The sequence below is a fragment of the Pseudomonas sp. NPDC088444 genome, from assembly GCF_044900175.1.
Classification (GTDB): domain Bacteria; phylum Pseudomonadota; class Gammaproteobacteria; order Pseudomonadales; family Pseudomonadaceae; genus Aquipseudomonas.
The window spans coordinates 54046-74088 of record NZ_JBJDNK010000014.1; the positions used below are offsets into that span (position 1 = coordinate 54046).

17 protein-coding genes are annotated in these 20043 nt (G+C 62.1%); 10 read left to right on the top strand and 7 right to left on the bottom strand.

The genetic code is table 11. The features are described from left to right. The first annotated feature begins 32 nt into the window (after nt 1-32). The 8 genes from ACI2KB_RS24295 (at nt 33) to ACI2KB_RS24330 (ending at nt 8912) form a co-directional block, all read left to right on the top strand. Nucleotides 33-1268 carry an FAD-dependent monooxygenase gene (locus ACI2KB_RS24295; RefSeq protein ID WP_404638782.1) on the top strand — a complete coding sequence of 412 codons (1236 nt, stop codon included), beginning with the start codon at nt 33-35 and terminating at the stop codon, nt 1266-1268. A gap of 15 nt (nt 1269-1283) precedes the next feature. After that, nucleotides 1284-2135, top strand: coding sequence for an alpha/beta fold hydrolase (locus tag ACI2KB_RS24300; RefSeq protein WP_404638784.1), 852 nt, complete (start codon nt 1284-1286; stop codon nt 2133-2135). Then, nucleotides 2122-3168 carry a 2,5-dihydroxypyridine 5,6-dioxygenase gene (locus tag ACI2KB_RS24305; RefSeq protein WP_404638786.1) on the top strand — a complete coding sequence of 349 codons (1047 nt, stop codon included), beginning with the start codon at nt 2122-2124 and terminating at the stop codon, nt 3166-3168. The genes ACI2KB_RS24300 and ACI2KB_RS24305 overlap by 14 nt, the downstream gene beginning before the upstream one ends. Then, on the top strand, nt 3165-3785 hold the full coding sequence (locus ACI2KB_RS24310) for an isochorismatase family protein (protein WP_404638788.1): 621 nt from the start codon (nt 3165-3167) through the stop codon (nt 3783-3785). Before ACI2KB_RS24305 ends, ACI2KB_RS24310 begins: the two co-directional genes overlap by 4 nt. A 143-nt stretch (nt 3786-3928) precedes the next feature. Then, nucleotides 3929-5143, top strand: a complete 1215-nt coding sequence (locus tag ACI2KB_RS24315) for an ABC transporter substrate-binding protein (protein ID WP_404638790.1) — start codon at nt 3929-3931, stop codon at nt 5141-5143. Between the two features lie 276 nt (nt 5144-5419). Further along, nucleotides 5420-7366 carry an ABC transporter permease gene (locus tag ACI2KB_RS24320; protein WP_404638792.1) on the top strand — a complete coding sequence of 649 codons (1947 nt, stop codon included), beginning with the start codon at nt 5420-5422 and terminating at the stop codon, nt 7364-7366. Beyond that, nucleotides 7363-8145, top strand: coding sequence for an ABC transporter ATP-binding protein (locus ACI2KB_RS24325; RefSeq protein ID WP_404638794.1), 783 nt, complete (start codon nt 7363-7365; stop codon nt 8143-8145). The genes ACI2KB_RS24320 and ACI2KB_RS24325 overlap by 4 nt, the downstream gene beginning before the upstream one ends. A gap of 26 nt (nt 8146-8171) precedes the next feature. Further along, nucleotides 8172-8912, top strand: a complete 741-nt coding sequence (locus ACI2KB_RS24330; protein WP_404638796.1) for an ABC transporter ATP-binding protein — start codon at nt 8172-8174, stop codon at nt 8910-8912. A gap of 73 nt (nt 8913-8985) precedes the next feature. Here the strand turns inward: ACI2KB_RS24330 and ACI2KB_RS24335 are convergent, their stop codons facing one another. Genes ACI2KB_RS24335 through ACI2KB_RS24345 form a run of 3 tightly spaced genes read right to left on the bottom strand, consistent with a single transcriptional unit; the run spans nt 8986 to nt 12725 of the window. Continuing rightward, nucleotides 8986-10212: a c-type cytochrome gene (locus ACI2KB_RS24335; protein ID WP_404638798.1), complete on the bottom strand. Its 1227-nt coding sequence runs from the start codon at nt 10210-10212 to the stop codon at nt 8986-8988. Next, the gene (locus tag ACI2KB_RS24340) at nt 10209-11972 is read right to left on the bottom strand and encodes a GMC family oxidoreductase (protein ID WP_404638800.1); all 1764 of its coding nucleotides are present in this window, start codon (nt 11970-11972) and stop codon (nt 10209-10211) included. Before ACI2KB_RS24340 ends, ACI2KB_RS24335 begins: the two co-directional genes overlap by 4 nt. A 6-nt stretch (nt 11973-11978) precedes the next feature. Continuing rightward, nucleotides 11979-12725, bottom strand: coding sequence for a gluconate 2-dehydrogenase subunit 3 family protein (locus ACI2KB_RS24345; protein WP_404638802.1), 747 nt, complete (start codon nt 12723-12725; stop codon nt 11979-11981). A 682-nt stretch (nt 12726-13407) separates the two neighbouring features. Between ACI2KB_RS24345 and mrdA the strand changes: the two genes are divergently transcribed. Beyond that, nucleotides 13408-15342 carry a penicillin-binding protein 2 gene (mrdA, locus tag ACI2KB_RS24350; protein WP_404638804.1) on the top strand — a complete coding sequence of 645 codons (1935 nt, stop codon included), beginning with the start codon at nt 13408-13410 and terminating at the stop codon, nt 15340-15342. On the opposite strand, the gene ACI2KB_RS24355 is transcribed toward mrdA, so the two are convergent. Beyond that, nucleotides 15339-15479 (bottom strand): hypothetical protein, encoded by a 141-nt coding sequence (locus tag ACI2KB_RS24355; protein ID WP_404638806.1) that lies wholly within the window; start codon nt 15477-15479, stop codon nt 15339-15341. The genes mrdA and ACI2KB_RS24355 overlap by 4 nt on opposite strands. A gap of 436 nt (nt 15480-15915) precedes the next feature. Here ACI2KB_RS24355 and ACI2KB_RS24360 point away from each other — a divergent pair, with 436 nt between their 5' ends. After that, complete coding sequence (locus tag ACI2KB_RS24360) at nt 15916-17436, top strand: FGGY-family carbohydrate kinase (RefSeq protein ID WP_404638808.1); 1521 nt, start codon at nt 15916-15918, stop codon at nt 17434-17436. Here the strand turns inward: ACI2KB_RS24360 and ACI2KB_RS24365 are convergent. The 3 genes from ACI2KB_RS24365 to ACI2KB_RS24375 are packed head-to-tail and all read right to left on the bottom strand — an operon-like array spanning nt 17423 to nt 20043. Beyond that, the gene (locus ACI2KB_RS24365; RefSeq protein ID WP_404638810.1) at nt 17423-18142 is read right to left on the bottom strand and encodes an SDR family oxidoreductase; all 720 of its coding nucleotides are present in this window, start codon (nt 18140-18142) and stop codon (nt 17423-17425) included. The two genes, ACI2KB_RS24360 and ACI2KB_RS24365, sit on opposite strands and share 14 nt — an antisense overlap. Before the next feature lie 21 nt (nt 18143-18163). After that, a complete protein-coding gene (locus ACI2KB_RS24370) occupies nt 18164-19144 on the bottom strand; it encodes a sugar-binding transcriptional regulator (RefSeq protein WP_404638812.1) in 981 nt (326 codons plus the stop codon). A gap of 32 nt (nt 19145-19176) precedes the next feature. After that, nucleotides 19177-20043, bottom strand: a complete 867-nt coding sequence (locus ACI2KB_RS24375) for a carbohydrate ABC transporter permease (RefSeq protein WP_404638814.1) — start codon at nt 20041-20043, stop codon at nt 19177-19179.

Sequence of the window (20043 nt, forward strand, 5' to 3'; positions counted from 1 at the left end):
CGGCTGACCGTCGAACGGCAGGAGAAACACCCATGAGCAGAGCGTTGCGGGTTGGCATCATTGGCGCGGGGATCGGCGGAGTGACCCTCGCGCGGGCACTGGAACAACGAGGCATCGAGGCGCGGATTTTCGAGCGGGCAGCGATGTTCGGTGAAGTCGGCGCCGGGGTGCAAATGACCCCGAACGCGGTCAAGGTTCTGTCCGAATTGGGGCTGGACGAGCGCCTGAAGTCCATCGGCTTTCTGCCCCAGGGCATGGTCGGGCGCAATTGGAAAACGGCGCGGGAATTGTTCCGCACGCCACTGAAAGAATCGTGCCCCGAGTTGTATGGCGCGCCGTTCTATCACGTCCATCGCGCTGACCTGCACGCTGCGCTGGCCAGTGACATCAAACCCGCGCAGGCCACGTTCGGCGCGCACTGCACCGGTTTGAAACAGCACGCGCACACCGCCGTCGCGCAGTTTGCCGACGGTTCGGAATACGAGGCTGACCTGATCGTCGGCGCCGACGGCGTGCGCTCGGTGATTCGCGAGCAGTTGTGGGGCAAAGAGGCGGCCAACTACACCGGCCACATGTGCTGGCGTGCGCTGGTCAATGTCGACAAACACCCGCTGCCGTTCGTGAGCCCTGATTCGAATTTCTGGATGGGACCCAAAGGCCACGTGGTGACCTACTACGTCAAAGGCGGCTCGATGGTGAACATCGTGGCCGTCAACGAAAGCCCGGCCTGGGTCGAGGAATCGTGGAACGCCAAGAGCACGCAGCAAGAGCTGCTGGACGGGTTCAAAGGCTGGCACCCGAACCTGATCGAGCTGTTCAAGCGCACCGATCCGGATGCCGTCTACAAGTGGGGCCTGTTCGATCGCGACCCAATGAAAACCTGGTCCAAAGGCAACGCCACGCTGCTCGGTGACGCCGCGCACCCGATGCTGCCGTTTCTTTCTCAGGGCGCGGCCATGGCCATCGAAGACGGCTACGTGTTGGCGCAGTCCCTGGCGTACCACGGTCTGCCGCAATTGCAGTCAGCCTTGCGCGCTTACGAACTGGAACGCCTGCCGCGTACCAGTCGTGTGCAACTGGAAGCCCGTGAACGTGGACGCACCTACCACCTGCCGTCGGCGTGGTCGCAGCTCAAACGCGACATGGCTTACCGCTGGCGCCAGTTGCTCAACCCGAACGCGGTAGGCATTCAGGCCAACTGGGTCTACGAGTACGACGCGCGGGACTGCGAAACCCGCTTCCCTCACGCCGAAAAAATTCCCGCCTGAGTTGGAGGTCACGTCATGAGTCGTCTTCGTTATGGCGCGCAGGTGCACGCCAACGGGATTCGTCAGCATTACCTGCGCTATGGGCCGCTCGAGGCTGCTGACCTGAGTCTTGATCCGGTCATTCTGGTGCCGGGGATTACCAGCCCGGCGGTGACCTGGGGCTTCGTCGCCGAGCAATTGGCGACGCGTTTCGAGGTTTACGTGCTGGATGTGCGCGGTCGTGGGCTGTCGGAGTCTGGCGAGCATCTGGATTACAGCCTCGACGCCCAGGCCACTGATGTGCTGGCCTTCGCTGCTGCGCTGGGGCTGGAACGCTACAGCGTGCTGGGCCACTCGATGGGCGCGCGCATCGCCATTCGCGCTGCGCAGTCCTGTCCGGTCGCTATGGCCAGAATGGTCTGGGTCGATCCGCCTGTATCAGGGCCAGGGCGTCGGGCCTATCCGGCGCAACTGTCGTGGTACATCGACTCAATTCGTCAGGCCCGACACGGCATGAGCGCCGAAGACATGCGCGCCTTCTGCCCGACCTGGACCAAGGAACAACGGGCACTGCGGGCGCAGTGGCTGCACACCTGTGACGAGCGGGCGATTCTCGCCAGCTTCAATGGCTTTCACGAAGACGCAGTGATCGAAAGCGTCGTCAATGTCACTTGCCCCACGCTGCTGATCACGGCCGCCCGAGGCGATGTGGTCAAGGACGAGGACGTGGCGGAAATGCAGACGCTGCTGCCGACCTTGGCGCACACCCGTGTGGCGGACGCCGGGCACATGATCCCGTGGGACAACGAAGCCGGATTTTATGCCGCGCTGGGGGATTTTCTCGGGGCTTCTTTGAATCAGAAGGTGGCAGATCATGGCCGTCAGTGATTTCACGATGTTCGAGGCGTGGACTCAAGTCCTGCGTCTTTCAAATGTCGAAGCGGGGCAGTCGGTGACGATTCTGACCGGCGCCGACACCCACCCGCAGACCCTGCGCACGGCACAGATGGCCTGTCAGTCGCTGGGGTTGGTGATCAGCCGCCTCGATCTTTCTCCCGTCAACGGCGAGCGTGCCCTGAGCCGCGACCTGCTGGCCTACCTCGGCACCACACCGTTGACCGGCAACAAACCAGCCCTTGCTGCGCTGAAAGCCAGCGATCTGGTGCTGGATTTGATGACCTTGCTGTTCTCCCCCGAGCAGCACGACATCCTCGCGGGCGGGACCAAAATCCTGCTGGCGGTCGAGCCCCCGGAAATTCTGGCGCGCATGGTGCCGACCGAGGCTGATCGCGCCCGTGTGTTGCGTGCGGCGGCGAAGATCGAACGGGCAGGGCGCATGACCGTGATCTCGCCTGCGGGCACTGCGTTGTCTTGCCCGTTGGGCGAATTTCCGGCCATCAGCGAATACGGCTTTGTCGATACGCCGGGGCGTTGGGACCATTGGCCCAGCGGTTTCGTCCTGACCTGGCCGAACGAGCTGCAAGCCAGCGGCACTATCGTCATCGACCGCGGTGACATTCTGCTGCCGCACAAAAGCTACGTGCAGGACCCCATCGTGCTCACGGTCGAGAAGGGTTTTGCCACGCAGATCGAGGGTGGTGTCGAGGCGGCGTTGCTGCGCGACTACATGGAAAGCTTCAATGACCCCGAGGCCTACGCCATTTCGCACATCGGTTGGGGCCTGCAACCTCGGGCGCGCTGGTCGACCCTTGGCTTGCTGGATCGCGAAGCGCACATCGGCATGGACGCGCGGGCGTATGAGGGCAATTTCCTGTTCTCGCTCGGGCCGAACAATGAAGCCGGTGGTTCGCGGACAACGGCGTGTCACATCGACATTCCGTTGCGCGGCTGCACCGTGATGCTGGATGAGCAGGTCGTGGTCGAAGGCGGAAAAGTGGTTAACGAGGAGGGCGCGCAATGAGTGATCTGGACAGCTACCAACGGCAGGGTTTCGGCGCAGACATGGACCTTCCCGCGCCCTATGCGCTGCTGATCATCGATCTGGTAGAAGGCTTCGCTGACCCCGAGATTTTTGGCGGCGGCAACATTCCCCAAGCCATCGCCCAGACCGAAAATCTGCTGGCCCATGCCAGGGAGCAGGGTTGGCCGGTGGCTCATTCGCGCATCGTGTTCGCCGACGACGGCGCCGATGCCAACGTGTTTTCGCTCAAGGTTCCGTCGATGTTGACCCTGACCGAACATGCACCGCGCAGCGCCATCGTCCCGCAACTGGCCCCACGGCAGGGCGAACGGGTGGTGCGCAAAACCTTGCCCTCGGCGTTTTTCGGCACTGATCTGGCCGCCTGGCTGACCTTTCATGGCGTGCGCACCGTGCTAGTGGCGGGCGCGGTGACCAGCGGTTGCGTACGTGCCAGTGTGCTGGACGCCATGAATTACGGTTTCCGCCCGCTGGTGGTTAGCGATTGCGTGGGCGACCGGGCGCTGGGGCCGCATGAGGCGAACCTGTTCGACATGGCGCAGAAATACGCCGTGGTCAAACCGCTGAGCGAAGCGCTGGCACTGCTGCGAGGCGTCTAGCTCGCACGATTTCATTCAATTACAAGCCTGTCTGGCACACGCGTTGCTATTTAATTAACTGCCCGTTTAATAACGGTGATCCGAGTCTGGAGCGCCCTGATGCTGTGCAAGTCATTCACCTGATCAGCTTGGAGAACACCCACATGCGTGCACGTTTTACGAAGTCGAACCTGTTGGCAGGCGCCATCGCCGTAATCGTCAGCGGCGCGGCCTGGTCGGCCGACACGATCAAGATTGGCGACATCAACAGCTACAAATCCCAGCCGGTGTTCACCGACGGCTACAAGAAGGGCATGGAGCTGGCTGTCGAGCAGATCAACGCCGCAGGCGGTGTCGATGGCAAGAAGCTGGAACTGATTACCCGCGATGACAACGCCAACCCTGGCGATGCCATTCGCCAGGCCGAAGACCTGATCAACCGCGAGCACGTCGATGCGCTGGCCGGTGCGTTCTACGCGCATATCGGCACGGCGCTCTCGGACTATGCCAAACAGAAGAAGCGCTTTGTGCTGATCACTGAAGCGTTGAGCGACAACATCGTCTGGAGTGCGGGCAACCGCTACACCTACCGCCTTGACGCCTCGACCTACATGCTGACTTCGTCGCTGGTGGACGAAGCGGTCAAATTGCACAAAAAGCGCTGGGCGCTGGTGTACCCCAACTACGAGTTCGGCACGGCGGCGGCCAGTGCTTTCAAGACCCTGCTCAAGGCGCGCCAGCCTGACGTCGAGTTCGTGACCGAGCAGGCCCCGCCGTTCGGCAAAGTGGACGCGGGCAGCGTGGTTCAAGCGTTGGTGGATGCCAAACCGGACGGTCTGTTCAACGCGCTGTTTGGCGCCGACCTGGCCAAATTCATTCGCGAGGGCACCACCCGTGGTTTCTTCGGCGAGCAACTGCCGGTACTGAGCATCATCACGGGTCAGCCGGAATACCTGGAGCCGCTCAAGGATGAAATCCCGCCGAACTGGACCGTCACTGGCTACCCCTGGTACAGCATCGATACCCCGGCGCACAAAGCCTTCGTTGACGCCTACCACGCCAAGTACGGCACCGAAAACATGCGTTTCGGTTCGATCATTGGTTACTCGGCGATTCAGTCCATTGCCGCAGGCATCAAGGCGGCCGGTGGCAAGACCGACTCCGAATCGATGGTCAACGCGTTCAGTGGCCTGAAAGTCGAAACCCCGGACGGCCCGCTGGAATACCGCAAGATCGACCATCAGGCCACGTGGGGTTTGTACGTTGGCAAGCTGGCGGTCAAGGACGGTTCGGGCGTGATGGTCGATTACCAGTTCAAGCCGGGTCAGACGTTGCTGCCTTCGGATGATGAAGTGCGCAAGTTGCGGCCTGCAGAGTAATTCCGGCGGTATTGGATACAACCTGTCGTGCGGGTTGAAATGCGTTTCTGTGGGAGTCGGCTTGCTGGCGAAAAGGGCGTGTCAGGCAATTGAAATGTCGACTGATACGCCGCATTCGCCAGCAAGCCGGCTCCCACAGTAATGCGTGTCGAAGCATGGATTTTTGCTTGGCGCCGATTCTGTGGGAGCCAACTGGGTGGCGAAGGCGGTTGATCGACCCACATAGAATCTCTCACGGGTTCGGCGTTGACTGGGCAAGTCTGGATCGAGGGCGTCATGGACTTTTCAGCGTTATTTTCACAGTTGCTCAACGGCCTGGCCGAAGCCTCGTCGTTGTTTTTGGTGGCCGCGGGGTTGTCGCTGATTTTCGGTGTGACCCGCATCGTCAACTTCGCCCACGGCTCGTTTTACATGCTGGGGCTGTACATCGGCTATTCCGTCGTTGAGCACCTCATGGGTGCGCTCGGCGGGGCGGGTTTCTGGCTGGGGCTGGCGCTGGCCGCCATTTCAGTCGGTGTGATCGGCGCACTGGTCGAGATTGTCCTACTGCGCCGTATCTACAAGGCGCCGGAACTGTTCCAGTTGTTGGCCACCTTCGCGTTGGTGCTGGTGATCAACGACGCCGTATTGGGGTATTGGGGCGCCGAGGAATTATTGGGCCGTCGGGCACCCGGTTTGACCGGCTCCATCGACATTCTGGGGCGTCAGTTCCCCACCTATAATTTCTTCCTGATCATCGTTGGCCCGGCGGTGCTGGGGCTGGTCTGGCTGCTGCTGGTGCGCACCCGTTGGGGCGTGCTGGTGCGTGCCGCGACCCAGGACCGCGAGATGCTCGGCGCGCTGGGCGTCAATCAGGCGTGGCTGTTCACCAGCGTATTTGCTTTGGGTGCGATGCTCGCCGGGTTGGGCGGTGCCGTGCAGTTGCCCCGCGAACCGGCGAGCCTGTCGCTGGATTTGCGCACCATCGGCGAAGCGTTTGTGATCGTCGTGGTCGGCGGCATGGGGTCGTTGCCCGGCGCCTACGTGGCGGCCTTGCTGATCGCGGAAATCAAGGCGCTGTGCATCGGGTTGGGTTCGACCACGCTGTTCGGCATCCCGGTGTCGTTCTCCAAGCTGACGCTGGTGATCGAGTTTCTGGTCATGGCCGTGGTGCTGGTGGTTCGCCCGTGGGGCCTGATGGGCAAGCCCCAGGCCAGCAGCCGCAACTCCGCGCCTGTGGAAGCGCCGATACGTCCGGGGTCCGCGTCCTTCAAAGGGTTGATGGCTGCACTGTTCGTGGTGCTGGCGATCCTGCCGTTGCTCTCGGACTGGCTGCCTTACGCCAGCGTCCTCACCCAGGACGTGCTGGTGGCGGTGCTGTTCGCCGTGAGCCTGCACTTCATCATGGGGCCGGGCGGGATGTCGTCGTTCGGTCACGCGGCCTATTTCGGTCTCGGTGCTTACGGTGCCGCAATCCTGTTCAAAGTGCTGACCATGCCCATGCCGCTGGCCTTTGCCCTCGCGCCGTTGGTGGCCGGGTTAGGGGCGCTATTGTTTGGCTGGTTCTGCGTGCGCTTGTCCGGGGTCTACCTGGCGATGTTGACGCTGGCGTTTTCGCAGATCGTCTGGTCCGTGGTCTTTCAGTGGGAAGACGTGACCGGTGGCTCCAACGGCATCACCGGCATCTGGCCGTCGAGCTGGCTGGACGGCACGGCGTATTACTACCTGACGCTGGTGCTGGTCTCGCTGAGTGTGTTTCTGGTGCGCCGGATTCTCTTCGCACCATTCGGCTACAGCCTGCGTGCGGCACGGGATTCGGCCTTGCGCGCGGACGCCATTGGCATCGACGTCAAGCGCGTGCAGTGGCTGGCGTTCGTGATCGCCGGTGTCTTCGCCGGTCTGGCAGGCGCGCTGTACATCTTCTCCAAGGGCAGCATCTCGCCAGATGCCATGGCCGTCGGCAAATCGGTGGACGGTCTGGTGATGGTGCTGCTGGGCGGCATACAGAACCTGCTGGGGCCGGTGGCCGGGGCCAGTGTGTTCAGCGTGCTGCAGGACTCGATCATGCGCGCCACCGATTACTGGCGAGCCGTGTTCGGCGGGGTGATTCTGGTGCTGGTGCTGGCGTTCCCTCAAGGCATCGCCGGGTTCTTTCAACAGGTCGGCGACCTCTGGCGGCGCTGGCGGTCGCGTTCGTCGTCGCCCGTGCAATCAATGACCCGCGCCGTGGAGAAACAGGCATGACGCTTCTGGAAGTCCGTGATTTGAGCAAGTCCTTCGGCGGCGTGCGCGCGGTCGATGGCATCAATTTCGATCTGCACGAGGGCGAGTTGCTGGCCCTGATCGGCCCTAACGGCGCAGGCAAGTCCACCACCTTCAACATGGTCGGCGGCCAGCTCAAGGCCAGCGGCGGCTCGATTCGGTTGCTGGGGCAGGAGCTGGTTGGCAAGCGGCCCCGCGACATCTGCCGCATGCAGGTCGGGCGCACCTTTCAGATCGCCGAAACCTTCGCCTCGCTGAGCGTGGTGGAAAACGTGCAGATGGCGTTGATTTCCCATCATGGCGAGGGCTTTTCGCTGTTCGGATCGGCCCGCAAGCGCTACCGCGACGAGGCGATGGCGCTGTTGGCGCAAGTCGGCATGCAGCGCCACGCCGAGCGCCCGTGCAGCGAACTGGCTTATGGCGACGTCAAGCGGGTGGAATTGGCGATGGGGCTGGCCAACGACCCCAAACTGCTGCTGATGGATGAACCCACCGCAGGCATGGGGCCGGAAGAGCGCAACGACCTGATGGCCCTGACCAAGCGGCTGGTGGTGGAGCGCAAGATGGCCGTGCTGTTCACCGAGCACAGCATGGACGTGGTGTTCGCCTACGCCGACCGGATGATCGTGCTTGCCCGTGGCCGCCTGATCGCCGAAGGGAATGCGCAGTACATTCGCAATCACCCCAAGGTGCAGGAAGTGTATTTCGGCAGCGGCAAGACCTTCGAAAATGAACAGACCGACGCGCAGGTGCAGGTATGAGCGCAGTGCTTTCAACGCAAACACCCATGGCAACCCCAATGGAAGACCCCTTGCTGGAGGTCAACGGTCTCAACGCCTGGTATGGCGCTGCGCAGGTGCTGTACGACGTCAGCCTCAACGTTCGACGAGGGGAGGTCGTTGCGCTGATGGGGCGCAACGGCGCAGGCAAATCGACCACCTTCAAGGCGCTGATGGGCATGCTTGGGCGACGTCAGGGCGATGTTCGCTTCATGGGGCGAGACGTGGCGGGGATGCAGCCCTTTCAGTTGGCGCGTCTGGGGCTGGGCTTCGTGCCGGAGGACCGTCGCGTGTTCACTCACCTGACCGTCACCGAAAACCTCGAAGTCGGTCGCCAGCCTGATCGTCGCTGGCCGGATGGCACGCAGGCGTTGAACTGGACGCCGGAGCAGCTCTATGAATTCTTTCCCAACCTGGGCGCCATGCAGGACCGACCCGGTGGGCAGATGAGCGGCGGCGAACAGCAGATGCTGACCATGGCGCGGACCCTGATGGGCAATCCGTTTCTGATTTTGCTCGACGAACCCTCGGAAGGCGTCGCGCCGGTGATCGTCGAGCAGATGGCCCACATGATCCTCGCGCTCAAAGCCAAAGGCGCGAGCATTTTGCTATCCGAACAGAACCTGCATTTTGCCGGGCTGGTGTCGGACCGGGCCTACGTGCTGGAGAAGGGGTTGATTCGCTACGAGGGCAGCATGGCCGAACTGGCGGCCAACGAAGACGTGCGCAAGGCGTATTTGACGATGTAGCTCGTGGATACTCAATGAAAAATGCCTGACCCCTTTACAGGCGTCAGGCATTTTTTCGCCCGTGTTGTGAGTGTTACTTCGGCGTCAACGCCTCGCGCACGTCCTTGACGCTGGCGCCGGACACCGCAGGCGCGGCGTTGCCCCAGGTGTTGCGCACGTACGTCAGCACGTCAGCGACGTTTTCATCCGAGAGGTTCCAGCCGAATGCAGGCATGGCCGGGGCCGTTGGCGCTGCGTCGGTTGCGCCTGCGCGGCTGCCTGCCAGCACTACGCGGATCAGCGACGACGGGTCGTTGCTGTTGATCAGCGGGGCCATGGCCAGTTTCGGGAACAGGTTCGCTGCGCCTTCACCGTTCGGCGTGTGGCACGCCGAGCAACGGTCCGCGTAGATCGCCTTGCCCGCCACCATCGCCGGGTCATTGGCGGCGACCGGCTTCGGCGCTTCCACCGGCTTGGCGCCGTCCTTGAGGTACACCGCAACGGCCATCAGGTCCTGATCGGTCCAGTGTTGGGACGAGTGCTCGACTTCCTCGGCCATCGGGCCTGAAGCGATGTCGAAGCGGTTGGCACCGGTCTTCAGGTACTTGACGATGTCGTCTTCGTTCCACGCCCCCAGGCCGTCATGGCCGGTGGAGGTGAGGTTCGGCGCGACCCAGTTCTGCAGGTTGGCACCGGTCAGGAACTGATCGTTCTTGTCACCGCCAATCAGGTTTTTCGGCGTGTGGCAGGTGCCACAGTGGCCCAGACCTTCCACCAGATACGCGCCACGGTTCCACTGCTCGGACTTCTGCGGGTTGGCCTTGAATTCGCCTTCCTTGAAGTTGATCAGGTTCCAGCCGATCAGGCTGGTACGCACGTTGAACGGGAAGGGCAACTGATTGGTTTCAACGTGGTTGTCCGACGCGTCGACGGTGCGCAGGTAGGCCCAGATCGCCAGGTTGTCTTCACGCTTGACCTTGGTGTACGCGGTAAACGGCATGGCGCCGTACAGGCGTTTGCCGTCCAGGCCGTGGCCCTTGGACATGGCGTTCTGGAAGTCGTCGAAACTCCAGCGACCGATGCCGTTGACCGGGTCCGGAGTAATGTTGGCGCCTGCCAGCTTGCCGAACGGCGTGTCGAGAATGACACCGCCGGAAAACAGCGGTTTGCCTGGCAGGGTGTGGCACGCCGTGCAGTCGCCCAGAGTGGTCAGGTAGCGGCCTTTTTCCACGAGATTGTAGGAATCGGCGCCGGTGGCGCCATGGGCCATGGACACGGACAGTCCGAGAACGCCCGCACAAACAGTCAGAAGAGTCTTCATACGCTGATCATCTCCCCTGGACGCTTGAGGTAGCGGGTGCGGATGGCATCCGCCGCTTTGAAGGCCAGCGCCGCGACGGTGCCGGTCGGGTTGTAGCCGGGGTTCTGCGGGAAGGCCGAGGAACCCACCACGAACAGGTTCGGCACGCCCCACACTTGCAGGTATTTGTTGACCGAGCTGTTCTTCGGGTCGGCGCCCATGATGAAGCCGCCGACAATGTGCGAAGACTGATACGGCGCGCTGTTCCAGTGGCCTTGCTGGGAGCTTTGGACCCTCTGACGCGGGTTCATGCTCTTGGCGATTTCATCGACCTTGCCGGTCACGTACGCCGCCATTTTGCGGTCGTTCTCCGGGAAGTCGAAGGTGATGCGCAGCAGTGGACGGCCCAACGGATCCTTGTAGGTCGGGTCCAGCGACAGGTAGTTGGTGCGGGTTGAATAGCTGCTGGCTTCGCAGCCGATCGACATGGTCGCGGCGTAGTTCTTGACCGTGGCCTTCTTCCATTCCGAACCCCAGGTCGGGGTGCCGGGCGGGAGAGGGCGCGAGTCGATGGGCGCAGCGCCAATCGGCGTCACGCGGGTGCTGCCACCGCCGACGAAACCCAGACCCGAGTGGTCGAAGTTGTCGTTGTTAAACTCGTCGATGCCCATGCCGATGGCGCCGCCACCGATGAACGGGTTGAAGTTCTTGTCATCGAAGAACAGTCGCACGTTGTTGGCGGTCTGGTAGGCGTAGTTACGGCCCGTGGTGCCGGTGTTGGTGACCGGGTCGTACGGCTTGCCAATGCCGGACAGCAGCATCAGGCGCACGTTTTCAAAGATGAACGCACTGATCACCACCAGCTCGGCAGGCTGTTCCCACTCTTCGCCGTTCGAATCCATGAAGACGATGCCAGTGGCTTTCTTGCCACTGCTGTCCATGGTCACGCGCAGCACTTCGCAGTTGGTCATCGCCTTGAAGTTCGGCTTGCGGATCAACGCAGGCAGGACCGTGGTGATGGCGCTGGCCTTGGAATAGTTGGCGCAGCCGTAGTTGGTGCAGAAACCGCAATAGGTGCACGGCCCCATGGCCACACCCAGCGAGTTGACATAAGGGCGCGAGACCAGCGCCGAGGGCACCGGGAACGGTTTGTAGCCCAGGTTTCTGGCCGCTTCGGCGAACAGCGTCGGGGCGTAGGTCTGCTCGGTCGGCGGGTTCGGGTATTCCTCGGAGCGCGCGCCTTCGAACGGGTTGCCGCCTTCCTGAATCACGCCCTTGATGTTGCCGGCCTTGCCTGAGATGCCCGCCAGACGATCGAACTTGGTGTAGAACGGCTCCATTTCTTCCCAGTCGGTGCCCCAGTCTTGCAGGGTCAACTCGGGGGACAGCTCTTTGCCGTAACGCTCGGTCAGGTGGCTGTGCAGCCGAAATTCGTGAGGCTGAAAGCGGAAGGTGATCCCCGCCCAGTGGTTACCCGCGCCGCCGGTGCCGTTACCGGGGTGGAACGACCCCCAACTGCGCATGGGTAGCGCTGTCTCATTGACGCTGTTGCGAATCGTCGTGGTGTTTTGCCGCGTTCTCACCATCAGGTCCTGGCGGCGGTTGTAACGCAGTTCGTCCGCTGCCGAAGCGACGTTGAAGTCGACTGCGGTGTCGCGCCATGGGCCGCGTTCGAAGCCGATGATGCTCAGGCCTTCGTCAGCCAGTTCGTTGGCGATGATGGATCCGGCCCAGCCGAGTCCGACAACCACGACATCCGTGGAAGGTAGTTTTTTGGCCATGTCGAATTAACCCTTCTTGGTCCAGGCGGCGCTGCCGGAGATGGAGAGCGGTACCAGATCGAGCTTCTGGTTGTGCTTGCCGATGTATTCGCGGTAGTCGTAGCGTGCACCGGGAAAGCCGATCATCTTCCACGACACCATGTCGCGGTTACCGCCGTAGACCGGGTCGGCGAAGAAGCCTTCCATGGTGTTGCCCAGCACTTGCTGGAAGAACAGCTTGCTGTCGATGCCATCCAGTGTGATCTCGCCTTTTTCGAGGCCGGTCAGCACTTTGTCCTGCACCTCAGGGGCCAGGGCGCTGAAGCCCTTCTGGAACTGTTTCTGGCAGTAGGTCTCGAGACCGGCCAGACCCAGACGGTAGCGGTCGCGAGGCACCAGTTCCGACTGATCGCCCTGCATGGGCGTGCCTTTCTCGAACGGGCCTTGCATGTACAGGCGGCTGAAGGTGCCGTATTCGCCTGCCAACTGGCGGTCGATGAACACCGCGCATCCGGCGTCCTTGCCGCTGACACTCAGGTCGTCGGCAGGAATCAGGCGTGCCACGATGGCTTCTACGGCGGTGGCTTCAGCGTCACTGAAGAACTGCCAGCCGGGTGTGTCGTAGTGCATCGGGCCGTTGTGGTCGAAGGGGATCCACTGGGGAACGCCTGCCACGGTGGCCGCTTTGGCGGTTGCGGCAGCGCCCACGGCCAGGGTCGTTGCCGATCCTTTCAGCAACTGGCGGCGGGTCAGGCCTCTGGATTTTTCTGTCATTCAAGGCTCCTGCCAGCACGCCGGTTCAAGGGACCATGACGAGCAGGGTCCTCGAGGGCGGCGGCATCGTAAGTTTCACGGTTTGGCTCGACAGTCAGAGGTGTCGAACGGGTGCGGCGGCGGGTGTGACATCCGGTCTCTGGCACACCAGCCTGCAAAGCGTGCACGCTAGGCGGGGGAACGCCATGACTCGCTGTCCATCTTTTCCACGCGAAACGCAATGATAGATGTGTTACGGACTATTGCATCACCCTGAAATCAGTAATTAACCGTTACCGTTTTTGCAACAGTCTGATTTTTTGTCTCGACGTGCTAGAAGTGTTGCCTCTTTGCGGCTCACCGGTGATGGAGCGCTGCAAAGCCTGTTTCAGCGCGTTGCTCTGTACTGAGTGGGTTCACGGTGAAAAGCGGTGCAAAACTGATCCGCTTTTCAATGGCTTATCTGATGCGAAGGTGTGGACGGGATTTGTCTTTGTTTCGCAACAAACGAAGCGTTATCGCCACGTTGTTTTTTTGCTTGAAAGACGGTGCCCTTCGTCGCTTTTCGCCAACATGACAGGATTTTCATGAAGAACGGCCCATGGAACGGGGCGCTTCTTGGTAAGGTGCACGCCATTTGCGTTCAGCGAAGCCAGCCGAACGTCGTCTGCACCGTTTATCCGTTCACCGAGTAGCTGTAGAAATGCCCGATCCCATACCTTTAAAGGATCACGAAAAGGAGACCCGGCTGGTCAATAACCGCCTGATCGCCTGTGCCGTGTTCGTGATCCTGCTCAGCGTCGCCCTGGTCTGCCGACTTTATATTCTGCAGGTCGTCGAGTTTGCCTATCACTCGACCATTTCCGAAAACAACCGCGTCCACGTGCTGCCGATTCCGCCTGAACGCGGGCTGATCTACGACCGCAACGGCGTGATCCTGGCCGACAACCGCCCCAGCTTCAACCTGACCATGACCCGTGAGCGGGCAGGGGACTGGCACGCAGTGATCGACACCCTGATGCAGATCCTCAACCTGCCGGACGAGGACCGCATCATCTTCGACAAGGCGATGAAGAACTCGCCCCATCGCTTCGTCCCGGTGACGCTGCTGTATGAGCTGACCGAAGAGCAGATCGCCCTGCTGGCCGTGAATCAGTTCCGCCTGCCGGGGCTGGATGTCGAGGCGCAATTCGTCCGCCATTACCCGCTGGCCGAGCATTTCGCGCACTCCATCGGCTATGTGGGGCGCATCAACGAGAAAGAAGCCAGCCAACTGGATCAGGTGGAATATCGCGGCACCCAGTCCATCGGCAAGACCGGCGTCGAGCGTTTCTACGAAAACGAATTGCATGGTCACGTCGGCTACGAAGAAGTCGAGACCAACGCTCAGGGCCGCGTGCTGCGGGTGCTCAATCACCACGACCCGGTGGCGGGAAAGAGCATCACGTTGAGCCTGGACGTCAAGTTGCAGGAAGCCGCCGAAGAAGCGCTGGGCGACCGTCGCGGCTCGGTGGTGGCGATCGACCCGGCCACGGGCGAAGTGTTGGCGATGGTCAGCAAGCCGAGTTTCGACCCGAACCTGTTCGTCACGGGCATCAGCTTCAAGGAGTATTCGGCGCTGCGCGACTCGGTGGATCGGCCGTTGTTCAACCGCGTGCTGCGCGGTCTCTATGCGCCGGGCTCCACCATCAAGCCGGAAGTGGCGATTGCCGGACTGGACAGCGGCATCATCACGCCTTCGACCCGGGTGTTCGATCCGGGCTATTTCCAGTTGCCGGACTTCGACCATAAATACCGCAACTGGAACCACAGCGGCGACGGCTGGGTGGACCTGAACGCGGCGATCATGCGCTCCAACGACACCTATTTCTATGACCTGGCGCACAAGCTGGGCATCGACCGCCTGCACGATTACCTGACCATGTTCGGCATTGGCCAGAAGGTCTCGCTGGACATGTTCGAAGAGTCTGCCGGGCTGATGCCGTCCAAGGAATGGAAACGCATTACCCGACGTCAGGCGTGGTTCCCGGGCGAGACCGTGATTCTCGGCATTGGCCAGGGCTACATGCAGGTCACCCCGTTGCAACTGGCCCAGGCCACGACGCTGATCGCCAACAAGGGCGTGTGGAATCGGCCGCATCTGGCCAAGGACATCGGTGGTGTGCCGCCGGTCGATGAACATCCTATGCCGAACATCGTGCTGCGTGATCCGCGCGAGTGGGATCAGGTCAACAACGGCATGCAGTCGGTGATGCATGACCCACGAGGCATCGCCCGCGCGGCGGCGCAAGGAGCGCAGTACCGCATTGCCGGGAAGAGTGGTACGGCGCAGGTGGTGGCGATCAAGCAGGGCGAGCGTTACAACCGCGACAAGACCCTTGAGCGGCATCGCGACAACGCCCTGTTCGTCGGTTTCGCCCCGGCGGCCAATCCGAAAATCGCCGTGGCAGTGATGATCGAGAACGGCGAGGCGGGCGGTCGGGTCGCGGGGCCGGTGGTGCGGCAGATTCTCGATGCCTGGCTGCTGGATCAGGACGGGCATCTGAAGCCGCAGTACGCCACGCCGAACACCCCGCCGGTCAATCCGAAAGTGCAGATTGCCGCACCCGCCAAACCGGTGGTTCAGCCGCCGGTTTAGGGGGGCTCGACCTTCGGCGCCATCACCCCCGGCATCGAGTCCTCCGGATAACCCGAGGCCTTGGGGAACTGGCGGCTGTCGAACTGCCGGTCCACCCCCGGATGCGGGCAAAACAGATAGAAACCCATGGAATCCACAGCAGCAACCCGCCCTGGCGTGGCAGTAGCAGCATGTGGCAATCATGGGTGTGCCAGTTCTGCACGTAGCCGCTGGTTTCACTGAGTTCGAAATGAAAAAGTTCGGCCGGGGTGCCACTGAGCTTGGGCGACAGGCGAGTCATGGCGACAGGCTCAAGGAAATGGTGCACCGGAATGGAAAGCGATTGGTGCCATCATACAGACCTTCCCGTGGCGCCACGACCTGTGACACGGACGTGTGAGCGACGGTTCGGCATTGCTGGGGGGCGAGGACGTCTGGTGCGGGAGTGGCATAGGCGCCATACCGGATCACGCTCCTACGCGCTGCGGGCAGAATCAAAATCGACGTGACGGCGATCTTTTATCTGATTTCGGCTAGTCTTGCCCTTCGATTCAACGGCAGCCACGGACGGTGGCGATGACAGGGCAGGGGCGCATGCGCAAGCGGGTAATCGGTATCGATCTCTCCACGACCACCTGTAAAGCCATTGCCTGGGATGAGTGCGGGACGCTGGTAGCGCAGGCGCGGGCGCCTTTGACGTTGTCTCGTCCGGCACCGAATGCCTATGAACAGGACCCCCATGACTGGTGGCAGGCCGCACAGACGTCACTGAGAAATCTGCTGCCGATGATCGCCGATGACGCCATCGCGGCGGTCGCCGTCGTCAATCAGCGGGAAACGGTGGCGGTCACCGACGCAGAGGATCGGCTGCTTCGCCCGGCAATTCTATGGCTGGATGAACGTCGTAAGGACGAAGTCGCCGCGCTTTGCCAGCGCGTCGGCCATGACCGTCTGCACCGTATCACCGGCAAACCCCACGACTGGGCGCCTGCCATTTACAGCCTGGCGTGGCTGGCCGATGCCGAGCCAGCGCTGTTCAGGCATATTCGTCATGTCTACGAACCCCACGCCTGGCTGGTGCGCCAACTCACCGGGCAATTCGTCACCAGTTGGGCCAGCGCCGATCCCTTTGGCGCCTTCGACATTCATCAGCACCGCTGGGCGGAAGATGTGCTCGACGCCTTGCCCATCCCGTTAAGGCCCGACTGTTTCCCGACGGCCTTTGCACCCGGTTCGTCGCTTGGCGTCGTCACTGAGCGGACGGCGGCACTGACCGGGTTGCCCGCAGGCACGCCGGTGGTGGCAGGTGGCGGCGATGGACAGGCCGGTGGATTGGGCATCGGCGTGGTCAGCCCCGGCACGGCATACCTGAATCTGGGCACCGCGATTGTCTCCGGGTTCTATGCCGAGCACGCGCAGGTCAACGATGCCTTTCGCACCCTGTGCGCCATCGACCGTCAGGGTTACGTGCTGGAAACCTCGTTGCGCTCCGGCACGCTGCTGATCAACAGCCTGCTCAAGCAGTTCTTCGACATCGACGTGGTCGCGCAGCCCGACAGCCTGCTGCGTCTGGAAATCGAGGCTTCCCGTGTGGCGCCGGGCAGTGCGGGGCTGATCCTCTTGCCGTACTGGAACGGCGTGATGAACCCCTATTGGGATCAGGATGCCCGGGGTTGTCTGCTGGGCCTGTCGCCGGATCATGGCCGCGCGCAAATCTATCGGGCGGTGCTGGAAGGCATCGCGCTGGAGCAGGCCGTCGCCACCCAGCATATGGTTGAAGCCACGGGCGAGCCGGTGAACACCTTCGTTGCGATTGGGGGCGGGGCGGCCAGTCGGCTGTGGTGCCAGATCATCGCTGACATCACGGATCGCCCGGTGATTCGCGCGGCAACTCAAGAGGCATCGAGCCTCGGTGCAGGCATCGCCGCTGCGGTGGGGGCCGGTTGGTACAAAGATTTTGCCAGCGCTGCACAGGCCATGACGCAGGACGGCGAGCGCTTTGTTCCTAACCCTGCGCTGCGTGAATTTCATCGTGAACTGCGGGAGCTGTATCGCGAGCTGTACCCGCGCCTGCGTGATCTTTATCCACGGCTCGCAAAACTCAACCCGCGCTGAAGCCGCCGTCCACGGTCAGGGTCACGCCGTTGACCATGGCCGCGTCATCGCTGAGCAAAAACGCAATGGTCGAGGCGATTTCGCTCGGTTGCACGAAGCGGCCCAATGGAATGCGTGACAGCATCGACGCCGACTTGGCCGGGTCGCTCCAGGCTTTTTCAGCCATCGGCGTCAGGGTCACCACCGGGTTGATGCTGTTGACCCGAATACCATGCGGCCCCAGTTCCACGGCCATCACCCGGGTCATCGCATCCAATGCGGCTTTCGAGGCGCAGTACGCCAGATGATTGGGGGTGCCGACCGCAGCGGCGAGGCTGGAGACGTTGACGATGGCGCCGGGCACGCCGCGTTTGATCAGATCGCGAGCCACCACCTGTGCGATCACCATCGGCGCGCGGGTGTTGACCGCCATCAGGTGATCGAAGGTCTCGATCGTGGTGTCGAGCACCGATTCCAGCTCCACCACGCCTGCGCAGTTCACCAGCAGGTCGATGGGCAACATACTCGCGACTGCCGCCTGGGTTGCAGTTGCGTCGGCCAGATCGACGATCAGCGTTTGCTCGCAGTACGTCAGGTCCGCTGGATTGCGCCCCAAGGCGATCACCTCGGCACCGCAGCGGGTCAGCCACTTCACGGTTTCCCGGCCTATACCTTTGCCTGCGCCGGTGACCAGAATGCGTTTGCGGAGGAAATCGTGTGTGGCCATAGGGCAGGCTCCAGAGGCGTATCAGTTGTCGTGATCGAGCAATTCCAGGGCGGCGCTCTCGTCGATCACCAGTTCATGCACGACATTGCGCAACAGCACGGCGCGAATGATCTCGGCCTTGTACGGCCCGCCCGACACCAGTATCACCTTCTTGATCTTGCGCAGGTCTTCCGGGTTTAACGAAATCGCTCGCCGGTTCAGCGGGTGATTGACTTCGATGCCGTCGCGGTCCAGCCAGTGCCCGAGCAAATCACCCACGGCACCGGCAGCGCGCAGAGAGCGAGCATCCTCTGGATTCACCAGCCCCAACTCCAGCATCAGCGAGCGTTCGCTCAAGTCACCCACGGTCAGCAGCGCCACATCGGCGTGCTGCGCCTTACCCAGCACGTTCTGCACCGAGGGTTCTTCCAGAATCATCCTACGATAGGCTTCCGACGGCGCGAACAGCGGGGCGGCGAGGTAGTAGTAGGAGCCGCCGAACAGGGTGGCGAGGCTGGAGGCAATCTCTACCGTGTTGTTTGCCGAGCCGTAATGCAGCCCGCCCAGCAGCGAGACCACGGTCATGTTCGGCAACGGACGACCTTGCAGTTCGCGCACCGCCTGACGCAAGGTGCGACCCCAACCCACGGCGATGCTACAACCGTCGTTGAGGTATTCCTCGATGCTGGGCGCCACGCCGACGCCCAGCACGCGGAAGATGCTCGAAGGGTCGTCCGGCGAAGGCACCACGGTGACCCGTTCCAGTCCAAACCGCGCTTGCAGGCGCTCTTCCAATTCGACGCAAGAGGCCAGCGGCGAGTTGATGCGGATCTGCACCACACCGGTTTCGCGGCAGGTCGCCAGCGCTTTGTTGACCCGTACGCGGGTGATGCCGAGACGGTCGGCGATCTGCTGCTGGGTCATGTTGTTGACGTAGTAATACCAGGCGATGCGAATGTTAAGTTGATCCTCGGCGTTCACCGGTTCGGCGTCGGCGAGAAAGTCCGGGTAGCGATTCTGCACGGCAGTGTCCTTGGCGCTGAAAACGGCAGCGCCTATTTAACGGCGCCCATGGTCAGACCTTGTACCAGATGCCTGGAAACCATCAACGCGAAAATGATCACCGGGAACACGATCAGCGTGCCGGTGGCCATGATCTCGCCCCAAGGCAAGTCATAACCGCTCATGAAACTGGTGGCGGTGACTGGCGCGGTGCGCGCGACGTTGCGGGTGAGCACGAGCGCGTACAAAAGCTCGTTCCAGGAAAAGATGAACGAGAAGATCGCCGACACCGCCACCCCCGGCATGGCCAGCGGCAGGGCAATGCGCCAAAAGATGGTGAAGCGCGAGGCCCCGGACAGGCGCGCAGCTTCGTCCAGATCCTTGGGCACGCCACGAAACTGGTCGGTGCAGATCCACACCACGATGGGCAGGTTGAACGTCAGGTAAATCAGGATCAGCACCAGATGGGTGTCGATCAGGCTCAGATTGCGCGCCATCAGGAAAATTGGCAGCGCCACGACAATCGGGCTGAGCATGCGGTTGGTGATGAACCAGAACCACAAATCTTCCTTGCCCCGGAATTCGAAGCGGGCCAGTGCGTAAGCGGCAGGCGTGCCCAGCCCGACGGCGAGCAAGGTGGTGCACACCGCGACGATCAGCGAGTTGCCGAGGCTGTGCAGCACGTCGCGCTCGAACAACACTTTGATGTAGTTATCCAGGTGCGGCGTGAAGGCCCACACCGGGGGCGAGGCCAGCGTTTCGGCCTGGGTCTTGAGGCTGGTGGCGACCATCCAGTAGAAGGGAAACACAGCGAACAAAAAGATCGCCAACAGCCCCACCAAATGCCAGGCGTTGACCTTCATGCGGGGCCGGACGTGCTCGGGTGCGGCCGTGATTTTTGCAGCGGAAACAGTGGCCAT